The sequence below is a fragment of the Anabaena sp. UHCC 0187 genome, from assembly GCF_009712035.1.
In the GTDB taxonomy this organism is placed as follows: domain Bacteria; phylum Cyanobacteriota; class Cyanobacteriia; order Cyanobacteriales; family Nostocaceae; genus Dolichospermum.
The window spans coordinates 62,690-79,635 of record NZ_VILB01000008.1; the positions used below are offsets into that span (position 1 = coordinate 62,690).

Sequence of the window (16,946 nt, forward strand, 5' to 3'; positions counted from 1 at the left end):
CTCCTATCCCCAACTGTTTCAAGAAGTCGGGGATATTTGGGGAAAATTGCTATATTTAGCAACTCTACTCAATTTTACCAGTGGTTATTAACATATAGCTTAATAACCAATTTGCTGATGTAGCTCTGCGAGTTTGTCGAGGCCCAAATTCACCAATTTTGTAACCTTTAAAACCGAGTTTTTCCTTGAGTAGCTGTTTATTTTCTGGAGGAATAGAACGAGTTAATTTCATAATTGCTGGACGAGAATCAATAAAATCCGGTGGTTGTGGATATTCATCTCTCCAGGTTACTGCTACTTCACTATTAGTCCATGTGTCTGTAATGGGATTATAGCGATAACCCAGGTGATACCATAATAATTTTTTTACAGTATCATCATCAATTTTATCGTTAATGATTGCCCAAATTGTTTCTGTATTCAGTGCTGGAAGATTAGACATAATTTTTAAGGAATCGGTGACAGGTAAGAATTTTACCAATTACCAATTACCAATTACCAGCTATTACAGATATAATCAGTGTTCAAACCCACAAAATATTACTTAGCAAATATTTCTGCAAAAAACTGCCGCATAGCTTGCCAAGAACGCTGATCTGCACTTGAATTATAAACAGCACCTTTGGGGTTATTTTTAGCTTCTGGGTTAGTAAAAGCATGAAGCGCACCACCATAGGATATTAATTGCCAGTTGACATTGCCTAGACGCATTTCTCTTTGAAAAGCTTGCACTTGCTGTTCGGGAACAAAGGGATCATCAGCGCCATGCAATACTAATACTTTAGCTTTAATATTTTTAGCATCGTTAGGATCAGGCGTGTCCAGGTTGCCATGAAAACTGACTACACCCGCAATATTGACACCACTGCGAGCTAGTTCTAAGACTGTACCACCACCGAAGCAGTAACCAATAGCAGCAATGCGTTTAGAGTCAGTCAAGGGATACTTTTGTAAAACTTGTAACCCAGCTTTTGCTCGTTCCCGCAGTAATTTCCGATCTTGACGATAAATAGTGGCTTGTTTGCCTGATTCTTCGATGTTTTTTGGTCTAATTCCTTTACCATAAATATCGGCTGCAAAAGCCACATATCCCAACTTGGCTAACTGTTGAGTCCGTTTTTTGGTATAAGACTGTAACCCATTCCATTCATGAACTACTAATACACCAGGGCGCTTAACTTTAATAGCATCATCATAAGCAAGATATCCTTCTAATACTGTATTTCCTTGCTTGTACTCAATTATTTTAGTTTTAATTTCTGCTAATACATGAGTGGAACTTAACAATATTACCGCAGGTGTCAGCAAAACAGAAAGTAAAAATTTCATAACTTTATTCAGTATTCAAAATTGATTATGGTGAATTATCACCATAAAACCCGACCAAATAAAAGTCATTATTTTGAAAATAATTGCTACAATTCTGCTTTTAGCTTCTGTACAATATGTCTCAGCTATCAAAAAAGAATTCAGTAGTTAAAAGTTGCAGGAGTATGGTTTAGGCCACACTACGCTACGCTATCAGAATGAACTTTTTGTATAACTGGCATAGGAATAGAGATAGATTCAATCATTTAATGTATAAAACCGTACTTAATTGATGCTAATCTCCTAACTTCTGTATTCTGTTTAGTAAGATTGCCATTCTAGCAATGCGAAATTTTGTCGTAACGCTAAATTATTAGTTATATAAGAAAAATCAATCGTTGTTCCCACCTAATTTATCGGCTATTAACTCACTACCATGCGTGCAACTGCTACTATTTATCAGAATCCCCTACTTCAAAGCTCTGGTTTACCCGCGTTTGCGGCTATTGAATCGGAGCAAGTCGAACCAGCTTTTAGTTATCTGTTAGCCGAACTTGAGAAGCAGTTAACTGGCTTGGAGACAAATATAGAGCCTACTTGGAGCGGCTTAGTAGAACCTCTAGAAAAATTGACAGAACGGCTAAATTGGAGTTGGGGGATACTGAATCATTTAATGGGTGTAAAAAATAGTCCAGAACTACGTATTGCCTATGAAAAGGTACAGCCACAAGTAGTCCAGTTTATGAATATTCTGGGTCAAAGCAAACCCATTTATAATGCTTTTAAAGCAATTAGAAATAGTTCTACTTGGGAAACTTTAGATTCAGCCCAACAACGAATTATCAAAGCTGCCATTCGAGATGCAGAATTGTCTGGTGTTGGTTTAGAAGGAAAAGACAGAGAACGTTTTAACGCTATTCAGATGGAATTAGCAGAACTGGCAACTAGATTTGCGAATCACGTTCTCGATGCCACTAAAGGCTTTATTTTAATACTCACCACCCTAGATGACATTGATGGCTTACCAAGTAGCTTGTTGAGTCTTGCAGCCCAAGTAGCGCGGGCGGCTGGAGAAGAAAATGCCACACCAGAACATGGCCCTTGGCATATTACTTTAGATTTTCCCAGCTATTTCCCCTTCATGCAGCACAGTACCCGACGGGATTTACGGGAAAAACTCTATAAAGCTTATATTACCAGGGCATCGGCTGGGGAATTAGATAATAATCCTTTGATTATCCGTATTTTAGAATTACGTCAAGAACTAGCTCAATTAATTGGCTTTGAAAGTTTTGCGGAACTCAGTTTGGCTAGTAAGATGGCCAAGGATGTTCCCGCTGTTGAAAAGCTCTTAGAAGAACTCCGTCAAGCTAGTTATCATGCTGCTGTCAAAGACTTAGAGCAACTCAAAGCCTTTGCTCAAGCTCAGGGCGCAACAGAAGCCGAAAATTTGCAACATTGGGATATTAGCTTTTGGGCTGAACGTCAACGGGAAGAAAAATTTGCCTTTACGGCTGAAGAATTACGTCCCTATTTCCCCCTCCCTCAAGTGCTAGATGGCTTATTTGGGCTGGTAAAAAGGCTTTTTGGTGTGAGGGTGACTCCTGCTGATGGCCAAGCCCCAATATGGCATGAGGATGTCCGCTATTTCCAAATTGCGGATAAATATGGTGAACCTATTGCTTATTTTTACTTAGATGCTTACAGCCGTCCCGCAGAAAAACGCGGTGGTGCTTGGATGGATGCTTGCATTCACCGTCGTAAAGTCACAGAAAATGGTGTGACTACAATTCGCCTACCTGTAGCTTATTTGATTTGTAACCAAACTCCCCCTGTGGATGGTAATCCTAGTTTGATGGCTTTTGATGAGGTGGAGACATTGTTCCATGAATTTGGACATGGCTTACATCATATGCTAACTAAGGTGGATTATTTGGGGGCAGCAGGTATTAATAATGTTGAATGGGATGCGGTGGAATTACCGAGCCAGTTTATGGAAAACTGGTGTTATGACCGCCAGACATTGTTTGGTATGGCTAAACATTATCAAACAGGGGAATCATTACCGGAGCATTATTACCAAAAGTTGTTGGCAGCACGTAACTATATGAGTGGTTCAACTATGTTGCGGCAACTGGACTTTAGTAGTGTTGATTTGGAATTACACTACCGCTATTCTCCCAATAGTCAGGAAACCGTGACAGATGTGCGACACCGCATTGCTAAGTTAACAACTGTATTACCACCATTACCGGAGGATGCGTTTCTATGTGCTTTCGGTCATATTTTTGAAGGTGGTTATGCAGCCGGATACTATAGCTATAAGTGGGCTGAAGTTCTCAGTGCTGATGTTTTTGCTGCTTTTGAAGAAGCGGGCTTAGAAGATGAAATCGCCATCCATACTATTGGCAGACGTTACCGAGATACGGTGTTAGCACTAGGTGGCAGCCAGCATCCAATGGATGTCTTTAAAACCTTCCGGGGACGAGAACCCAGTACCAAGGCTTTACTTAAGCACAATGGGCTGCTGACTACTATCTAAGGGTGTAGGGGTGTAGGGATCTAGAGGAGAATATTTTTCTTTTTCTTCTCATGTACCAATTACCCATTCCCTCAGTAAATTTACATGACAACTTCTTCCCGTTGGCAATCAAAGAAAAGCTCAAAAACAGTATCAGGAATCATCTGACGGATATGCTGAATATAGCCTTCGGCATCCGCACGACTCCGAAACCGAGAAACAATTACTTTCTCTTGTTCGGTAACGACACGAGCTACAGCCCAACCATTCAGCCTTTTTTTATAGGCAATAGCTTGATTTTCTGAAGTGGTATCTTTGTAATCCGTATTTTGTGGCATGATTATTTTATGCGTATGAACTTGAGTGAAGGGCGTTAGTATGTCTTTTAGTCAAAGATGTACTAGCTCTTTTTATTGATGATGCCACCTTGTTATTACATATTTTAAAAATTGTCAATACCTGGTGCAACAACTGAATCTTTTGACAATGTTTAGTTTTATTTGATTCCAACGAGTATATACTGATTTATTCAGTGTTTAAACTCACATAAAAACGAAAAATGTTGGTATAAACTATACCAAGCTTCAATTATTTGAGATTATCTTGCAAAATAAAAATGTCAATCACATCAATCATCAAAAAAGTCGCATTACAAATAGGGGCTGTAGTTTTAGTTGAACCAGAATATGAATTTGTGGGACATATTACTTTTAAAAATGGTAAAAGGTCAGTTTTTAGTTATGCCAAATTAGATATTAACGGTTTGGCTTCAGCAGATTTAGCCAAAGATAAAGCCTATGCTAATTTTTTCTTAAAGCAGTTTGGATATAGAGTGACAGAGGGAAAGACATTTTTTGCTGATAAGTTATGTGCTAAATTAGCAAACCCTAGAAATATTGATGATGGATTTAATTATGCACAATCAATGGGATTTCCGGTAATTGTTAAACCGCTGAATCTTAGTCAAGGAATATTGGTGACTAAGGTATATAATCAAGCAGAATATTATGATGTAGCTAATAAAATATTCCAAATTAAATCAGGATTGATTGTGGAAAAGTTTTATAGTGGTAATGACTATAGAATTGTGGTTTTAGATAACGAAGTGATTGCCGCTTACCAAAGAATCCCCTTATTTGTTCTTGGTAATGGTAAATCTAATGTTTTAGAATTACTTCAACAAAAGCAGGCAAAATTTATTAGTGCGGGTAGAAAAAATGTTGTTAAATTTGATGATTTCCGCATTTTCCAAAAATTACAAACACAAAATCTTGATTGGGATAGTGTAATTCCTCATGATCATATTGTCTATCTTTTGGATAGTGCTAATTTATCCAGTGGTGGAGAAGCAGTAGATTTTTCGGACAATATTCATCCTGATTTTCAGAAATTAGCAATTAATATTACCAAAGATATCGGACTAAGATTAGCAGGGGTGGATATACTCACCCATGATATAACTATGCCGATGGTAGATTATACCCTCATTGAAGTAAATGGTTCTCCTGGATTAAATCACTATGCTGCTAGTGGTGAGGTAGCAGCTAAGAGAGTGGAAGAATTATATCTGAAAATTCTCCAAGCTTTGGAAAATGATAGTTATAACTTCCCCTCCTGACTTGGTGAATTCTGACTACAAATTTTTCCCTAGTAGTGATTCGAGTTCCGCTGACAAAGAGTTCATATCTGCGACCCTAGCTACGATTAGACTATCATCTCCGGCATCGTTTAATCGAGATTTCCAATAGTTAATACTCTCAGCATTATTCATCCAAAACTCAACTACCGTATCTACCACTTGATCTAAGTTCCAACCCCATTTTATAGGAACTGGTTCTATAGATGCTAGAAAGGCATCTAAAGTACAAATGTGAGTTCCTAGATATTCTATGCCTTGGTGCTGTGGTTTAGCTAAACTCTGTTGTTGGTGATTGAAAAAATGCAAAACAGGAGATACCCCTACCAGATTGAAGCTGTATTTAATCATTCTCGTCCTCCTAATGAATTCATCAATTGCCGAGAAACCTGAATTTTAGGCAAAAAACTATTAAGGAAAAGTCCGTTAACTCCATTGAGAAAAAGTAGATTTTCTGCCTACTACATCAGTTTCAATATGAGGTCAGAAATTAGCACTCAACCCTTGTGAGTGCTAAAGTTTATTTGGTTGTTACATTGTATTATTAAATAATATATGGCATTAATCCCAGGATGTAAATGATTTTTAATATTCTTCAAGAAAGAATTAACTTCTTGCAAAAGCTGGCAAAAAAGTAAAGGAAAATACTTTTCTATTTCTCGATTTCTGCAAGAAGTCTCTGACACCTATTTTACCTGGCCACGGAAGCGCACAAAGCCGTAAGAATTAGCTGGATTTCCCGAACTAGTAGCAGCAGGTAGATTCAGTAAAGTAGTTGAATTAGTGATATTGACTACTACAGCACCGTTAGTATTACTACCACATGAAGCTGGTATATTGGTATTATTATTAGCTGGATAATAAGTACCCCGATCTGCATCTGGATCATTACTTAAATAAACAGTGCTAGAGCCAACTGCTAAGGCAATACCATGATCTGATGTTGGTAAACCACCATCATTAGGAGTTAAACCATTAAAAGCTGTAGGGACAAAAGTGACGTTAGTTGGTACTAAGTCACAGAATTTAACATTAGTAGCATCTGCTGTACCATTAGATAGGAAATAAATTGTGTATTCTATTTCATCACCTGGCTTCACAGTTCCAGCATTAATTAAGCCTTGCAAGTAGCCGCTAGGCCATTTTTGTATGGCATCATCATCAACATCACGGGGTGTAGGTACATAATTGTCAGCAGTGGGAGATACAGCACTACTACCATCAATAAAAGTATTAAAATCTTGACTATTAATTCTGGTGATGCGTTTAACCAAAAGCAATTTTGATTTTGGCGCATTACCGTTATTATTCTGCCCAACGCTAGTAATCCGACTACCTGTACCATCAGTATCTATAGTTGGTAAAAAGTTTGCACATCTATTATTTGTATTAGCATCTCCACTGGTAGTCGCTTCCCAGCACGCACTCGTATTAGTATCAGTGCCATTTCGAGTCAAACTAATAGACTGACCTAAAGCAGTCGTCACTAAACTAGACTGATAGGTATTGTCCCAAAGATTGAGAACACTGTTTGGAGGTGAATTAATCTCACCACCAGTACCATAAGCGATATAATCAATCACCTTATCCAGATTGTCGTATAACCAAACATCATCACCTGTATTATTCAGTTTAGGAGTTAGTCCCAACCAACTCTGAAACGCTGCTCCTGTAGCTTGATTATTGGCATTGTTGTCACCAATCCAAATCACTGCATATTGCCCTGGTTGTAAGGTTGTACCATTAGGAAATGTGTAGGTAAAACCATTAGTAACATCATTATCGCTTGCGGTTAAGTGGCCATCTGATAAACGAAAACCACTCAAGTCTACCGCTGATGCAGAAGAATTGTAGAGTTCAATAAATTCATCATTGGTAGCAGTAGTTGTTCCTGTTTCCTTGTGTAATACTTCATTGATGATGATGTTGCCAGCGTTAGGGGAAACAATATCAATAATCTCCACAGGGACAAACTCTGCTGCACTGGGAACATAACTCCATATATCTAATCCTTTGGCATCACCAAATGAGCCTGTACAAACGGTGTTAGTACTTCCACCAGAACTTGCGCCAAAAGCTCGTTGAGTGCTAAGAGTATTAAATCCTGAATCTAAATTACTACTATGTTGACCGTTGACAGCCGGAGGTGGATTACTTCCACAAAGAACGTTTCCTACTGTTCCTACAGTAGTTCCCCCTACAGTAGTATAACCACGATCATCATAAAATCCTGTATGTTGCCCTAATGGGTTCGTAGCATTGATGAGAGTAAAATTTGGACCACCAAGAGTGCTATTTTCAACATCAAACAGGGGAAAATGGTATTCACCACCACGGTTGCGGATAGTAGTTGAGTAAGTGCCAACGGGGAAATAGTTGCCACTATTATCTTTACCATCCCAGGTAACGGTTTTATTTATTGGCGACAGTATTTTTCCACGTAATAAACGGTTGTTGGAATTATTAGGGTCAAAATTTACACCGTCTCTGCTAATGATTATTTCATAACTGCTCAACAAATTACTGTCGAACTTAAAGGTTCCTCCACTTTTATAGTTGGAGGTATTGGACATTAGTGTACCAGTAAAACTGGCATTACTGATAACTGGTGATATGGCTGATATGGGGAGGCTACGAGCTAATATAGAGTTAGAATCAGGAATATTAAAGAAAATAACGTGGTTGGGTGGTGCAATATTTACTCCACCTTGAGGTGTTTGCAATAAAGGACTATCTACGTTATTGACAAGATTATGATAAAGAGGTGTTAAGCCATCACTATCCAAGTAACCAATATCATTACCATAGACCAAAAAACCATTAGGATCTAATCCGTTTAAGCTAGTTTTATATTGATAGCCATCTTTAGTTACAATATAGAACTCAGAATTGATAGGTCTGCCATTATTTCCCGTAGTGAGCGCCAAATAGTCTGTAAATAGTCGCCCTTTAATGTCTGTTGTAGAAGTTAGACTACTGCGGACTGTGACATCCCATGCTGTTATATTAGCGGCTGAACTATTGCTGCCATTATCCTGACTGGTAAAATTAATAGCTCCATCGTGCCTAGTACCAGTACCAGTATCCGTACTGCTTCCGCCAACTCCGTAGAAAACTACATAATAAATACCAGTCGTAGGAACTTGATAGTAACAAGGTACGTAGCCACCAGAAACAGCATTACCTGGTGTGCCATTTGTCTCATTTGTGATGGTGTCTGGACCGGCTAATTCTTGAGTCCGGCTAGTGATTTTGCCTAAATTTGTATTTGTAGTGGAAGTTCTTTGGCTGGAACATCGGAATACTTGATTAGAGAGAGTTTCATCGCCAATTCTCCCTGTTTTCGTACCATAAATAGTAATTTGAGCCTGACCCACTCCTTCGGAACTAGAACCCAAGAGGATGTATTCTCCAGCATTAGCGTAGACTTGTAGTAATGTCCGCCGTCGTAGAGAATTGTTAACAAAATTAGTAGCGCCAGGTGGTGCAGAAGTTGGTCCCCAGAATTGACTTCCGTACCATTCAAGGTTAGCTCTAAAACCAGTAGCACTAGAAGGATGTAAATCCCTACTACCTTCAGCTTGAACTGGTTGTATCCAGTAACCCCAAGACAGTATGAGAAGAAGGACACCGAGCCATTTTGTTTGGTAATTGACAGATGGTTGATGTTTAGAAGTATTCTTTGTAGAGACTTTCCGAGGAACGTCTCTACATGAAGCTGATTGATTTTTAGAGCATCTTGCGGAGAGAATTATTTGGGAAAGATATTGAAATAATAGGCTCATAAATAGTTTATTCGATGATTATAATTTAAGGTTTCGGATCACAGGTTCTTTTCAGAAGTAGGGAGATGTGTTGTTTATCTCTCCAATTGCAAATCTTCCTCTTGAACAATTACTTCTATGCCTCGAATATCTTTGAAAATAAATTCTGAACGACGATTACGTGCATGATCTAATTTACTATTGCCAGGGGTTAATAGTTCGGTTTCACCAAAGGAACGAATTATCATTCTTTCTGGGTCAATACCTTGACGAATGAGATAATTTCGGGTGGCTTTGGCGCGATTTGCTCCCAATTTCATATTATATTGATCGCTGGCACGTTTATCGGTATGTCCATAAATTTCAACGATGATTGAGGGATTTTCACGTAATACTTGAGCAATTTTATTGAGGATGTTCGCACTAGCGGGACTAATATTATATTTGTCTAGGGCAAAATGGATGTTTTTAGGAACTTTGAGTTTGATTGGTTCATTAGGTATTTCTGTAATTTCTGGGGGAGTGATTGGAGGTTTGTTTGGCCGTGGTGGAATTAAACAATTAGGAAATGGGAGAGAAATTCGAGATTTTCTATTGATAACAATCGGTTTATTGATATTAATAGGACGAATTACCGCCGGATAGGCAGGTTCTGATGTACCATATTGTTTGAGGGTAGCGATCGCACTCACTCTATCTCCTGGTTGTAAATTATCCAAGTTAAAGCTAAATTTACCTTGATTATCGGCGGTGGTGGTTGCTAATGGTTGGCTTAAAAAGCCATAACCGCTTTTACCAGTAATTCGATAAATATCAACTTGGGAATTAGGTTCAGCTATACCATCAATACCAACTTTAGAACTTATCCCTAGGAAAAATTCAGAACTGAGAAATTTAGGGCTATTAATAGCACCATTAGCTGTATCTAATCTTCTATTTTCGGAATTACGCATAGGGTTCGGTCCGTCCCCATTTTGAAAATCATCTACTCCCACATTATGCTGATTATTTAGGTCTATACTTAATCCTTCTAAAAAAGAAAATTTATTATTTTCAATAATATTTCTATCACTTTGGGGATAGGATGTAATTACTACTCCTGCACCTGCTTGATAACTAATATTATTGTTATTAACCTGATGATCATTCCCCATTAAATAAATAGCAGCGCGACGAAATCTCCTGCCATTAGATTTAATTTGATTATTAATTATTTTAGTAGATCCTTGTGGTTTAAAGGCATAAATTCCACTACCATCATTCCCACAAATTAAGTTTGATGTAATTTCCGATTTATCAATATTACCATCTAAGCGAATAGCATCGGGCATTCCCGCTAAACCATTACTAATAATAATATTTTCAGCTATTTGCATTTCTGTGGCTTGCCAACCTGTAATAATCGCACTACCATCATGATAAGAAATGCGATTTCTTTTGATAATTGTTCCCTGGGAATTAAACACAGAAACCCCAAAAGCAGAGGTATTTTCTGGCATTTTCCCATCAGGGAGAATACCTAACCAATTATTTTCAATGACTACATTTTTAGGAGGTTGGTTATTTTCTGTTTCAGAAATTTCTCCCACGAAAGATTTTAATTTAATTGTATGGGGATGGGTAAAAGTATTAGATATAAAAATATCTGCTGGTGGTGTACTTGCGGTATCTCGATGATAGGAGTTAAAACCATAAATACTCAAACCGCGAATTGTGATATTATCGGCGGTGATAGTTAAACCACGAAAAACTTCAGCATTATTAGCAGCAGTAATACTAACTACAGGTTGAGGAATATTAATTTCCGCTGTTGGCGACTTTTTACTATCATATCCTGGTTGAGTTGTTCCATCAATAATTAAGCCAGGAGTAGCTAGAGGTGGTAAAATTTCTTGCAGATAAATTGTAGTTTTTTGTGGTGGTAAATTAAACTCTATCCGAGAATCTTGATTAGGGGTAACTTGAGCTTTTTCAATATTACTTAATTGTTCTATTTTTAGAGTACCATTAATTAGAGAGATTGCTTCTCTCAATGTTAAAGTATCATCTGCTTTAATTTCTCCGTCTTGATTACTATTCACTACTATTTTTAGTCCTGGAGATTGAGCTAAGGTAGGAATTGGCAGAAAGATGAGTAGTGATAAATAAAGATTAAATAAGTTTATAATTTTAAATTTTAATAGTTTCATATTCTTAGTTTCCCGGCTGTGTTTCCTTTAATTAATGATTCCTGTTGTTGTTGTGGTGCAACTTTTTGTTGTCCGAAACCTTCAAATAGTTCATTAAGTTTCACAGTTAAACCTAAATATGGACCACCTGCGGAACGAGTTCCAGAAAAGTCTCGGTCATCAACTTTACCAAAAACGTAACCAGCAGCAAGACGCAAATTAGAAGTTAGATAATAGCCGGCTTCTACAACAAAGCCTGTTTCTGTATAATTACCTTGACTAATCCACCGCGTTTCTCCCACCACATCCATGTTGTATCCTAAGCGATAAGTTGCCCGGAATTGTGCTAAATTTACTGTACTTGTCCCGGCTAAATCACTGGCTAGATAAGAGGTACTATTACGTAAGCCATATTTACCATAAAATTCCCATTGCCAATTAGGAGCATAAATAGCTTCCATTGCAAAAGTATGATCTTCTGAACCTGTGCCACTTCCTAACAGGATTGTATCGGGAATAGTTGCCGGATTTTGACGATATTCATAGCGTAATAGGGCGTTAAACTTATCACTACCAATGTCACGATAAGCTAAACCAACTTTCAAGTTGATTGTGTCTCCTAAGCCAACCAATTTTTGATTAGAAGAATTAGCTTGTTGGTAACGTGCTAAAGCTGTTAAAGAGGGCGTAATTTTACCAGTTATACCACCAGAAATAACTGTATTTGTGCCTCCAGCAGAATTACGATATTCGTATCTAGTGCTGGCTTGAAAATTAGGATTATCACTGTATTCTAAGCCAGCACTGTAGCTATCACCGCTATTAAAACTAATGCCGGAAGCTGCTTGACCAAAAGCAAAAGGTTGAGCAGATTGTTGACCTGTGGCTTTTTGTGTAAAGAAGTTACCAAATATGTGTTCATAAGCTAAATTTAAGCGTAAACCAGGAGCAATAGTCCAAAGATTTTTTAACCCAATTGCACCTTGAGTAGTCATTTCATTTGCACCACCAATGAGAGAATAGCGCCCGGTTACAGTAGTATCTGTACCAAGTTTGTGTTCACCATTGACATTTAAACTGGTGATAGCATTACCGCTATATTGACCACTATTAAAAAGTTGATGTGTCAGACTAATATTAATGCCACGAATAGCTGCCCAATTTAGTCCAAAGATGGTACGGTTGGGGTAAACACTATCATTTTCAGCCGAGAGACTAAGTTCATTTTGAGCCTGAAATGTGAGACTCTTGGCAATGGGAACAGAAAAACGCGATCGCAATTGTTGAGAAGTACCACCGAGGGAAGTAGTAGAAATGCGATCTTGGCGATCGCGGTAAATCCAATCTACATCAAAAGTGGCTTTACCTAAACGTTGTTGAATACCCGCAGAAATGGTAGTTAAGGAATTATCAAGTTGATTACCGGGAGTAGCTTCAGGTTTGGGGTTAAATAGTTCTTCAAAGGTATTACGAACTTCGGGAGCAATACCAAAATTATCTTCGTGATCATATTGCAACCGCAGATTTGTAGTTGTAGTAACTTTACCTGTCAGTTGCGCTCCATAACGAGTTTGTCCGGGAGCAAAACTAATGGTGGCATTATTGGCAAACCCTGGATCTACAGAAGTATAATAAGCGCGACCTTGAAGACCTGAAAAAATTTCTCCTTGTGCTTCCAAACGATAAGCTTGGCCACTGACTTTACCAGCTACATCAGAATTATTGGTGGAATGGGCATATTCAGCAATGAATTTACCACTATTTCCCAAGGAGATTTGCGTATCTGCACCATAGATTTCAAAATCTCGGATTCCTTGATTTTCTTTGAGGTAAGTTGCTCCTATCCAACTATCTTTCCCCGCGCCCCGATTCAAGTTATATTGCAAACGACCAGCATAAATATTACCGTCAGAGTTTTTCACGTCATACTCGTAGGTAACAATAATTCTGCGGACTAATATCTGTCCATATTCATCCAGCGCAGTTCGCCGAATCGCTTCTCGGAATAATAAAGTTCCCCGATCATAATCAATTTCATAATCCGGGCCTCTGGTGAGTTTTTGCCGCTTAATGACAGTTCCTGGACGATTGAGTTCTTCTAATTCCAAATAGACATTTTCGCTACCTCCCTGCAAGATTCTGCGGGAAAGGAAGTAGTAACCACTTGTCCCATCTGGGGGAATTGTATCTCGTTGGAATCCTTTAACATATTGACTATAAAAACCTGTAATTGCCAGATTTCCTAAGTTGTAGTTAGTTTTAAAACCATGTAGTTGACGACTGGTAGCTGTAAATTGCTGTGATGGTTGGGCAAATTCCTCTGTGTTGTAGTCACCCCACATGAAATAATCGGGGTTAGCACCAGAAATCTTAGGCGATCGCTCTAATCGGGCAAATACGCTATCAATAGAAGGAGTAACAACTGTAGATGTGGAACTGTCACCATAAACAGGATAGTTTTTATCATTAGATGAGCCAGTTCTAAACAAATTATTATCACAGTTGCAATCTTCATTCAAACTGCGAGAACTATTATATGCACCTGTAAATAACCATTCTCCAATTGCACCAGTGGCAAATATGGCTGAGTGAAAACTGACTTGTGTATTGTTATCTTTATCAGGTGGGAGAAAATCACGATATCGGCTGTAATAATCTGTACCTTTTGCACCTACTCGTAAATCTATCACCCCAGTTAACAAACTAGGACGAAGTGCGGTTTCAAATTGTAGTTGGGTAAAACCTTCTAAGCCAGTAGCTGTAGCCCGAATTCTCACTGTTTGAGCTTTCGTATCTGAACGTAAATTAGCTACAAAAAAGCCACTCTTAGCTTCTACTTGGAATCCTGGTTGATCTGGTTTGAAGTCTGTACCAATAAACTCCCCGGCTGTGGGGAATAATGTAATAACAGCATCTTGATTAGAACGATTACCACTTTTATCTAGTAATTGTCCCTGAATTACTGTGGTAGAACGGCCATCAGCAGGAATCCGAGTTGCACGACTTTCTAATTTTAATTCTGTTGGTGCGCCTTTAATACTTACCTTGGCTATTTCCGGTGGTTCTGTTCTTCCCACCACTTGAGCAGAAATAGTGTTTTCCCCCGGTTTTAAACCCACCCCATACCATGTCTGAGTTACCAGATTGGTAGTAGTATCTGTTTCTGTCCGGCCGATTAAGGAGGAATCAACCAACTCTCCATTCACTCGCAATTCTAGCTGACTACCAGCACTAAACTGCACAATTATGGAAGTAACAGGACTATCTAAAACCTCATCAGACATAGGAGTGAGAATTTTCACTACTTTGGCTACTTGAGAAATTTGGGGTACTGTTGTCGTTGGATTTAAAGATGCCGGAACAGGAGCATTTTCGGTTGTGGTAGTTGGATTTAAAGATGCAGGAATTGGAGAATTTTCTATTGTGGTAGTTGGATTTAAAGATAACGGAGCAGGAGCATCTACCGATTTTTCTGTAGTTGGATTAGCAAAATTTAAAGATTGAGCAAGAGGAATATTTCCAGCTTTTTGTACTGTTTTGACTGGTTGATAATTGGCAGAATTTGTAAAATTTAAAGATGGCGCAAGGGGAATATTTTCAGCTTTTTCTGCTGCTGTAGGTACAGGTAATTGAGTTAGAGGAATCGCAGAAACTTCTTCTTTTTCTGTAATTTTCGGCTGTGATTTAGCAGCATAATTTTCTGCTGCTTCAGCACTAATTTCATCACCAACATAGGTTTGTGGTTCTGAATTAGTTTGTTCAGTTGTGCTTTCGGCTTTAACTAAATTATGAGATACTATAAAACTGAAAGCTCCAGCTATAGCCCCCATTAATCTTACATTCAAAATACCAGGATGGTTTAGTTTAGGTTTCATGGTTTCTTACCCTCCTGGAATGTGGGAGTAACCCCAAAATTCATCCGTGCCATCCCTCCCGGTTCTAACCGTACCAAGCGAGATTGGCTATTACGCTCATTGAATTTCCGATTCGGAGCTAGAGTATATCCGGGTAAACTACTCAAGTCTAATACCCCCGTATGCGCTCCTGGTAAAACATTAGCTAAGGAGAATAAACCATTGGGATCTGTGGTGATGCGATTGCCATCTTCGAGGTAAATTACCGCATTTGGTATTCCCGGTTCACCTCGTTGTTGTTCTCCATCAAAATTTTTATCAACAAACACTCGGCCGATGAGTGTTCCACAGTCGCTAGTAATTCCTGGGCGGACTTTCAAATAGTGTGTTGCCGGGCCATCTTTTATAGTTAAATTATTATCTGTTCTTTGGGAACTAGCGATCGCACTATTTCTGCCTGTCCCCCGTTGGGCATCATTTGTTAATTGCACCGCATAAGCTATATTGATAGTCTTATCAATATCAATAGTTGTATTTGTACTAAAATTAACTGTATTGCCATTGCGAACAGCGTTAATAGTCACTGCATTACCATCTAGTTCTCCCCGCACTGAATTGGGTAAGAAATTGAAACCCAAAGGTAAAGTATCTGTAACAGCTAAATTATTTATTGTTACCCCAGATGTATTTTTCACAGAGACACGATAGATAGCTGTATCTCCCGGTTCTGCTGTAGCGCGATCGCCTGTTTTATTAATCTGCATCTGATTTGGTTGACACAACTTAGCCTGAAAATTCAGTGATAAAAGACTTAATGATTGAGTGGCCGCATTATTTACCAATACCGCTTGATCTGTGATTGTCGTTTCATTATTCTTGAGACTAATTGGTTGACCATCTAAAGAAGTTGCCCGATAGGTAACAACATTATTTTGATTACTTAATATCTCAACCTTAATTCGTTGCTCTTTAAAGACAGAAGTTGCTGGTGGATTAACTACAAAAATATAGGTTTTACCAACATCAATTTGACCTCTGTTAGCATCAAGTAAAAAATTATATGCACCCTTGTATTCCAAAGGGCTATTTACAATAAAATAAGGGTTGGCATTTTTATCATTTGGTGATAAACCTTCTGGCACAACATTATTAAGAACATCTGGTACTTCTGTCGGTGTCAGAGAAACCAATTGTCCCAACTCTGTACCAGTCGCACCACCAAGAGGTTCATAAACACCCACAGAAAACCCTGTATAGTCAGGTAATAATGCACCTCCACACCCATAAATCCGTCCTAGGGGGTCAACCAAAACATTATTGGTTCTGAGTTGAGTAGAACTTCCTTCAATCGTTATTGGACCAGGAGAATTAGGATCTGGATCTGTATAGGTATAAGTATAAGTAGCCTGATTATCGAAAAGATATTTTTTCTCAACTACTGTTTGTTGTCCTAATACAGCTACAGGTATAGTAGTTTGTAAGATACTTCCCAATAAAAGACTAGCTGTTATACGTTTACACCAGCTACCTTGAGAATTTAAAAAATTTTTGATTAGCAAATAAATATTCACTGGTAAAACGCATCTTTGATGACTTAATTCACTAATAAATTTTGGTGTTTTATCAATTGAGATAGATATACATTTCCGGTAAAGATTGTAGAGACGTTCCATGGAAAATCTCTATTTTTCCCTG

The 16,946-nt window shown here is 38.3% G+C and carries 10 protein-coding genes; 2 read left to right on the forward strand and 8 right to left on the reverse strand.

The window, feature by feature from the left end:
* Positions 1–64: 64 nt before the first annotated feature.
* Both FJR11_RS07315 and FJR11_RS07320 read right to left on the reverse strand, forming a co-directional pair.
* The gene (locus FJR11_RS07315; RefSeq protein WP_168503052.1) at positions 65–442 is read right to left on the reverse strand and encodes a DUF1823 family protein; all 378 of its coding nucleotides are present in this window, start codon (positions 440–442) and stop codon (positions 65–67) included.
* Between the two features lie 98 nt (positions 443–540).
* Positions 541–1,329 carry a dienelactone hydrolase family protein gene (locus tag FJR11_RS07320; RefSeq protein ID WP_168503053.1) on the reverse strand — a complete coding sequence of 263 codons (789 nt, stop codon included), beginning with the start codon at positions 1,327–1,329 and terminating at the stop codon, positions 541–543.
* A gap of 415 nt (positions 1,330–1,744) precedes the next feature.
* On the opposite strand from FJR11_RS07320, the gene FJR11_RS07325 reads away from it, so the two are divergent.
* Positions 1,745–3,850, forward strand: coding sequence for a M3 family metallopeptidase (locus tag FJR11_RS07325; protein ID WP_168503054.1), 2,106 nt, complete (start codon positions 1,745–1,747; stop codon positions 3,848–3,850).
* A gap of 80 nt (positions 3,851–3,930) precedes the next feature.
* Here FJR11_RS07325 and FJR11_RS07330 read toward each other — a convergent pair whose 3' ends face one another.
* On the reverse strand, positions 3,931–4,167 hold the full coding sequence (locus FJR11_RS07330; RefSeq protein ID WP_168503055.1) for a hypothetical protein: 237 nt from the start codon (positions 4,165–4,167) through the stop codon (positions 3,931–3,933).
* A gap of 278 nt (positions 4,168–4,445) precedes the next feature.
* Here FJR11_RS07330 and FJR11_RS07335 point away from each other — a divergent pair, with 278 nt between their 5' ends.
* Positions 4,446–5,447 (forward strand): cyanophycin synthetase, encoded by a 1,002-nt coding sequence (locus FJR11_RS07335; protein WP_168503056.1) that lies wholly within the window; start codon positions 4,446–4,448, stop codon positions 5,445–5,447.
* 15 nt (positions 5,448–5,462) lie between these two features.
* On the opposite strand, the gene FJR11_RS07340 is transcribed toward FJR11_RS07335, so the two are convergent.
* The 5 genes from FJR11_RS07340 to FJR11_RS07360 form a co-directional block, all read right to left on the reverse strand.
* Entirely contained in the window at positions 5,463–5,813 is a 351-nt protein-coding gene (locus tag FJR11_RS07340) for a hypothetical protein (RefSeq protein ID WP_168503124.1), read from the reverse strand.
* A 338-nt stretch (positions 5,814–6,151) separates the two neighbouring features.
* Entirely contained in the window at positions 6,152–9,250 is a 3,099-nt protein-coding gene (locus FJR11_RS23520) for a lamin tail domain-containing protein (protein ID WP_254444708.1), read from the reverse strand.
* Positions 9,251–9,324: 74 nt separating this feature from the next.
* A complete protein-coding gene (locus tag FJR11_RS07350; RefSeq protein WP_168503057.1) occupies positions 9,325–11,418 on the reverse strand; it encodes an OmpA family protein in 2,094 nt (697 codons plus the stop codon).
* Positions 11,415–15,272, reverse strand: coding sequence for a TonB-dependent receptor (locus FJR11_RS07355; RefSeq protein WP_168503058.1), 3,858 nt, complete (start codon positions 15,270–15,272; stop codon positions 11,415–11,417). Before FJR11_RS07355 ends, FJR11_RS07350 begins: the two co-directional genes overlap by 4 nt.
* Positions 15,269–16,924, reverse strand: a complete 1,656-nt coding sequence (locus tag FJR11_RS07360) for a DUF11 domain-containing protein (protein ID WP_168503059.1) — start codon at positions 16,922–16,924, stop codon at positions 15,269–15,271. The genes FJR11_RS07355 and FJR11_RS07360 overlap by 4 nt, the downstream gene beginning before the upstream one ends.
* Between the last annotated feature and the right edge of the window lie 22 nt (positions 16,925–16,946).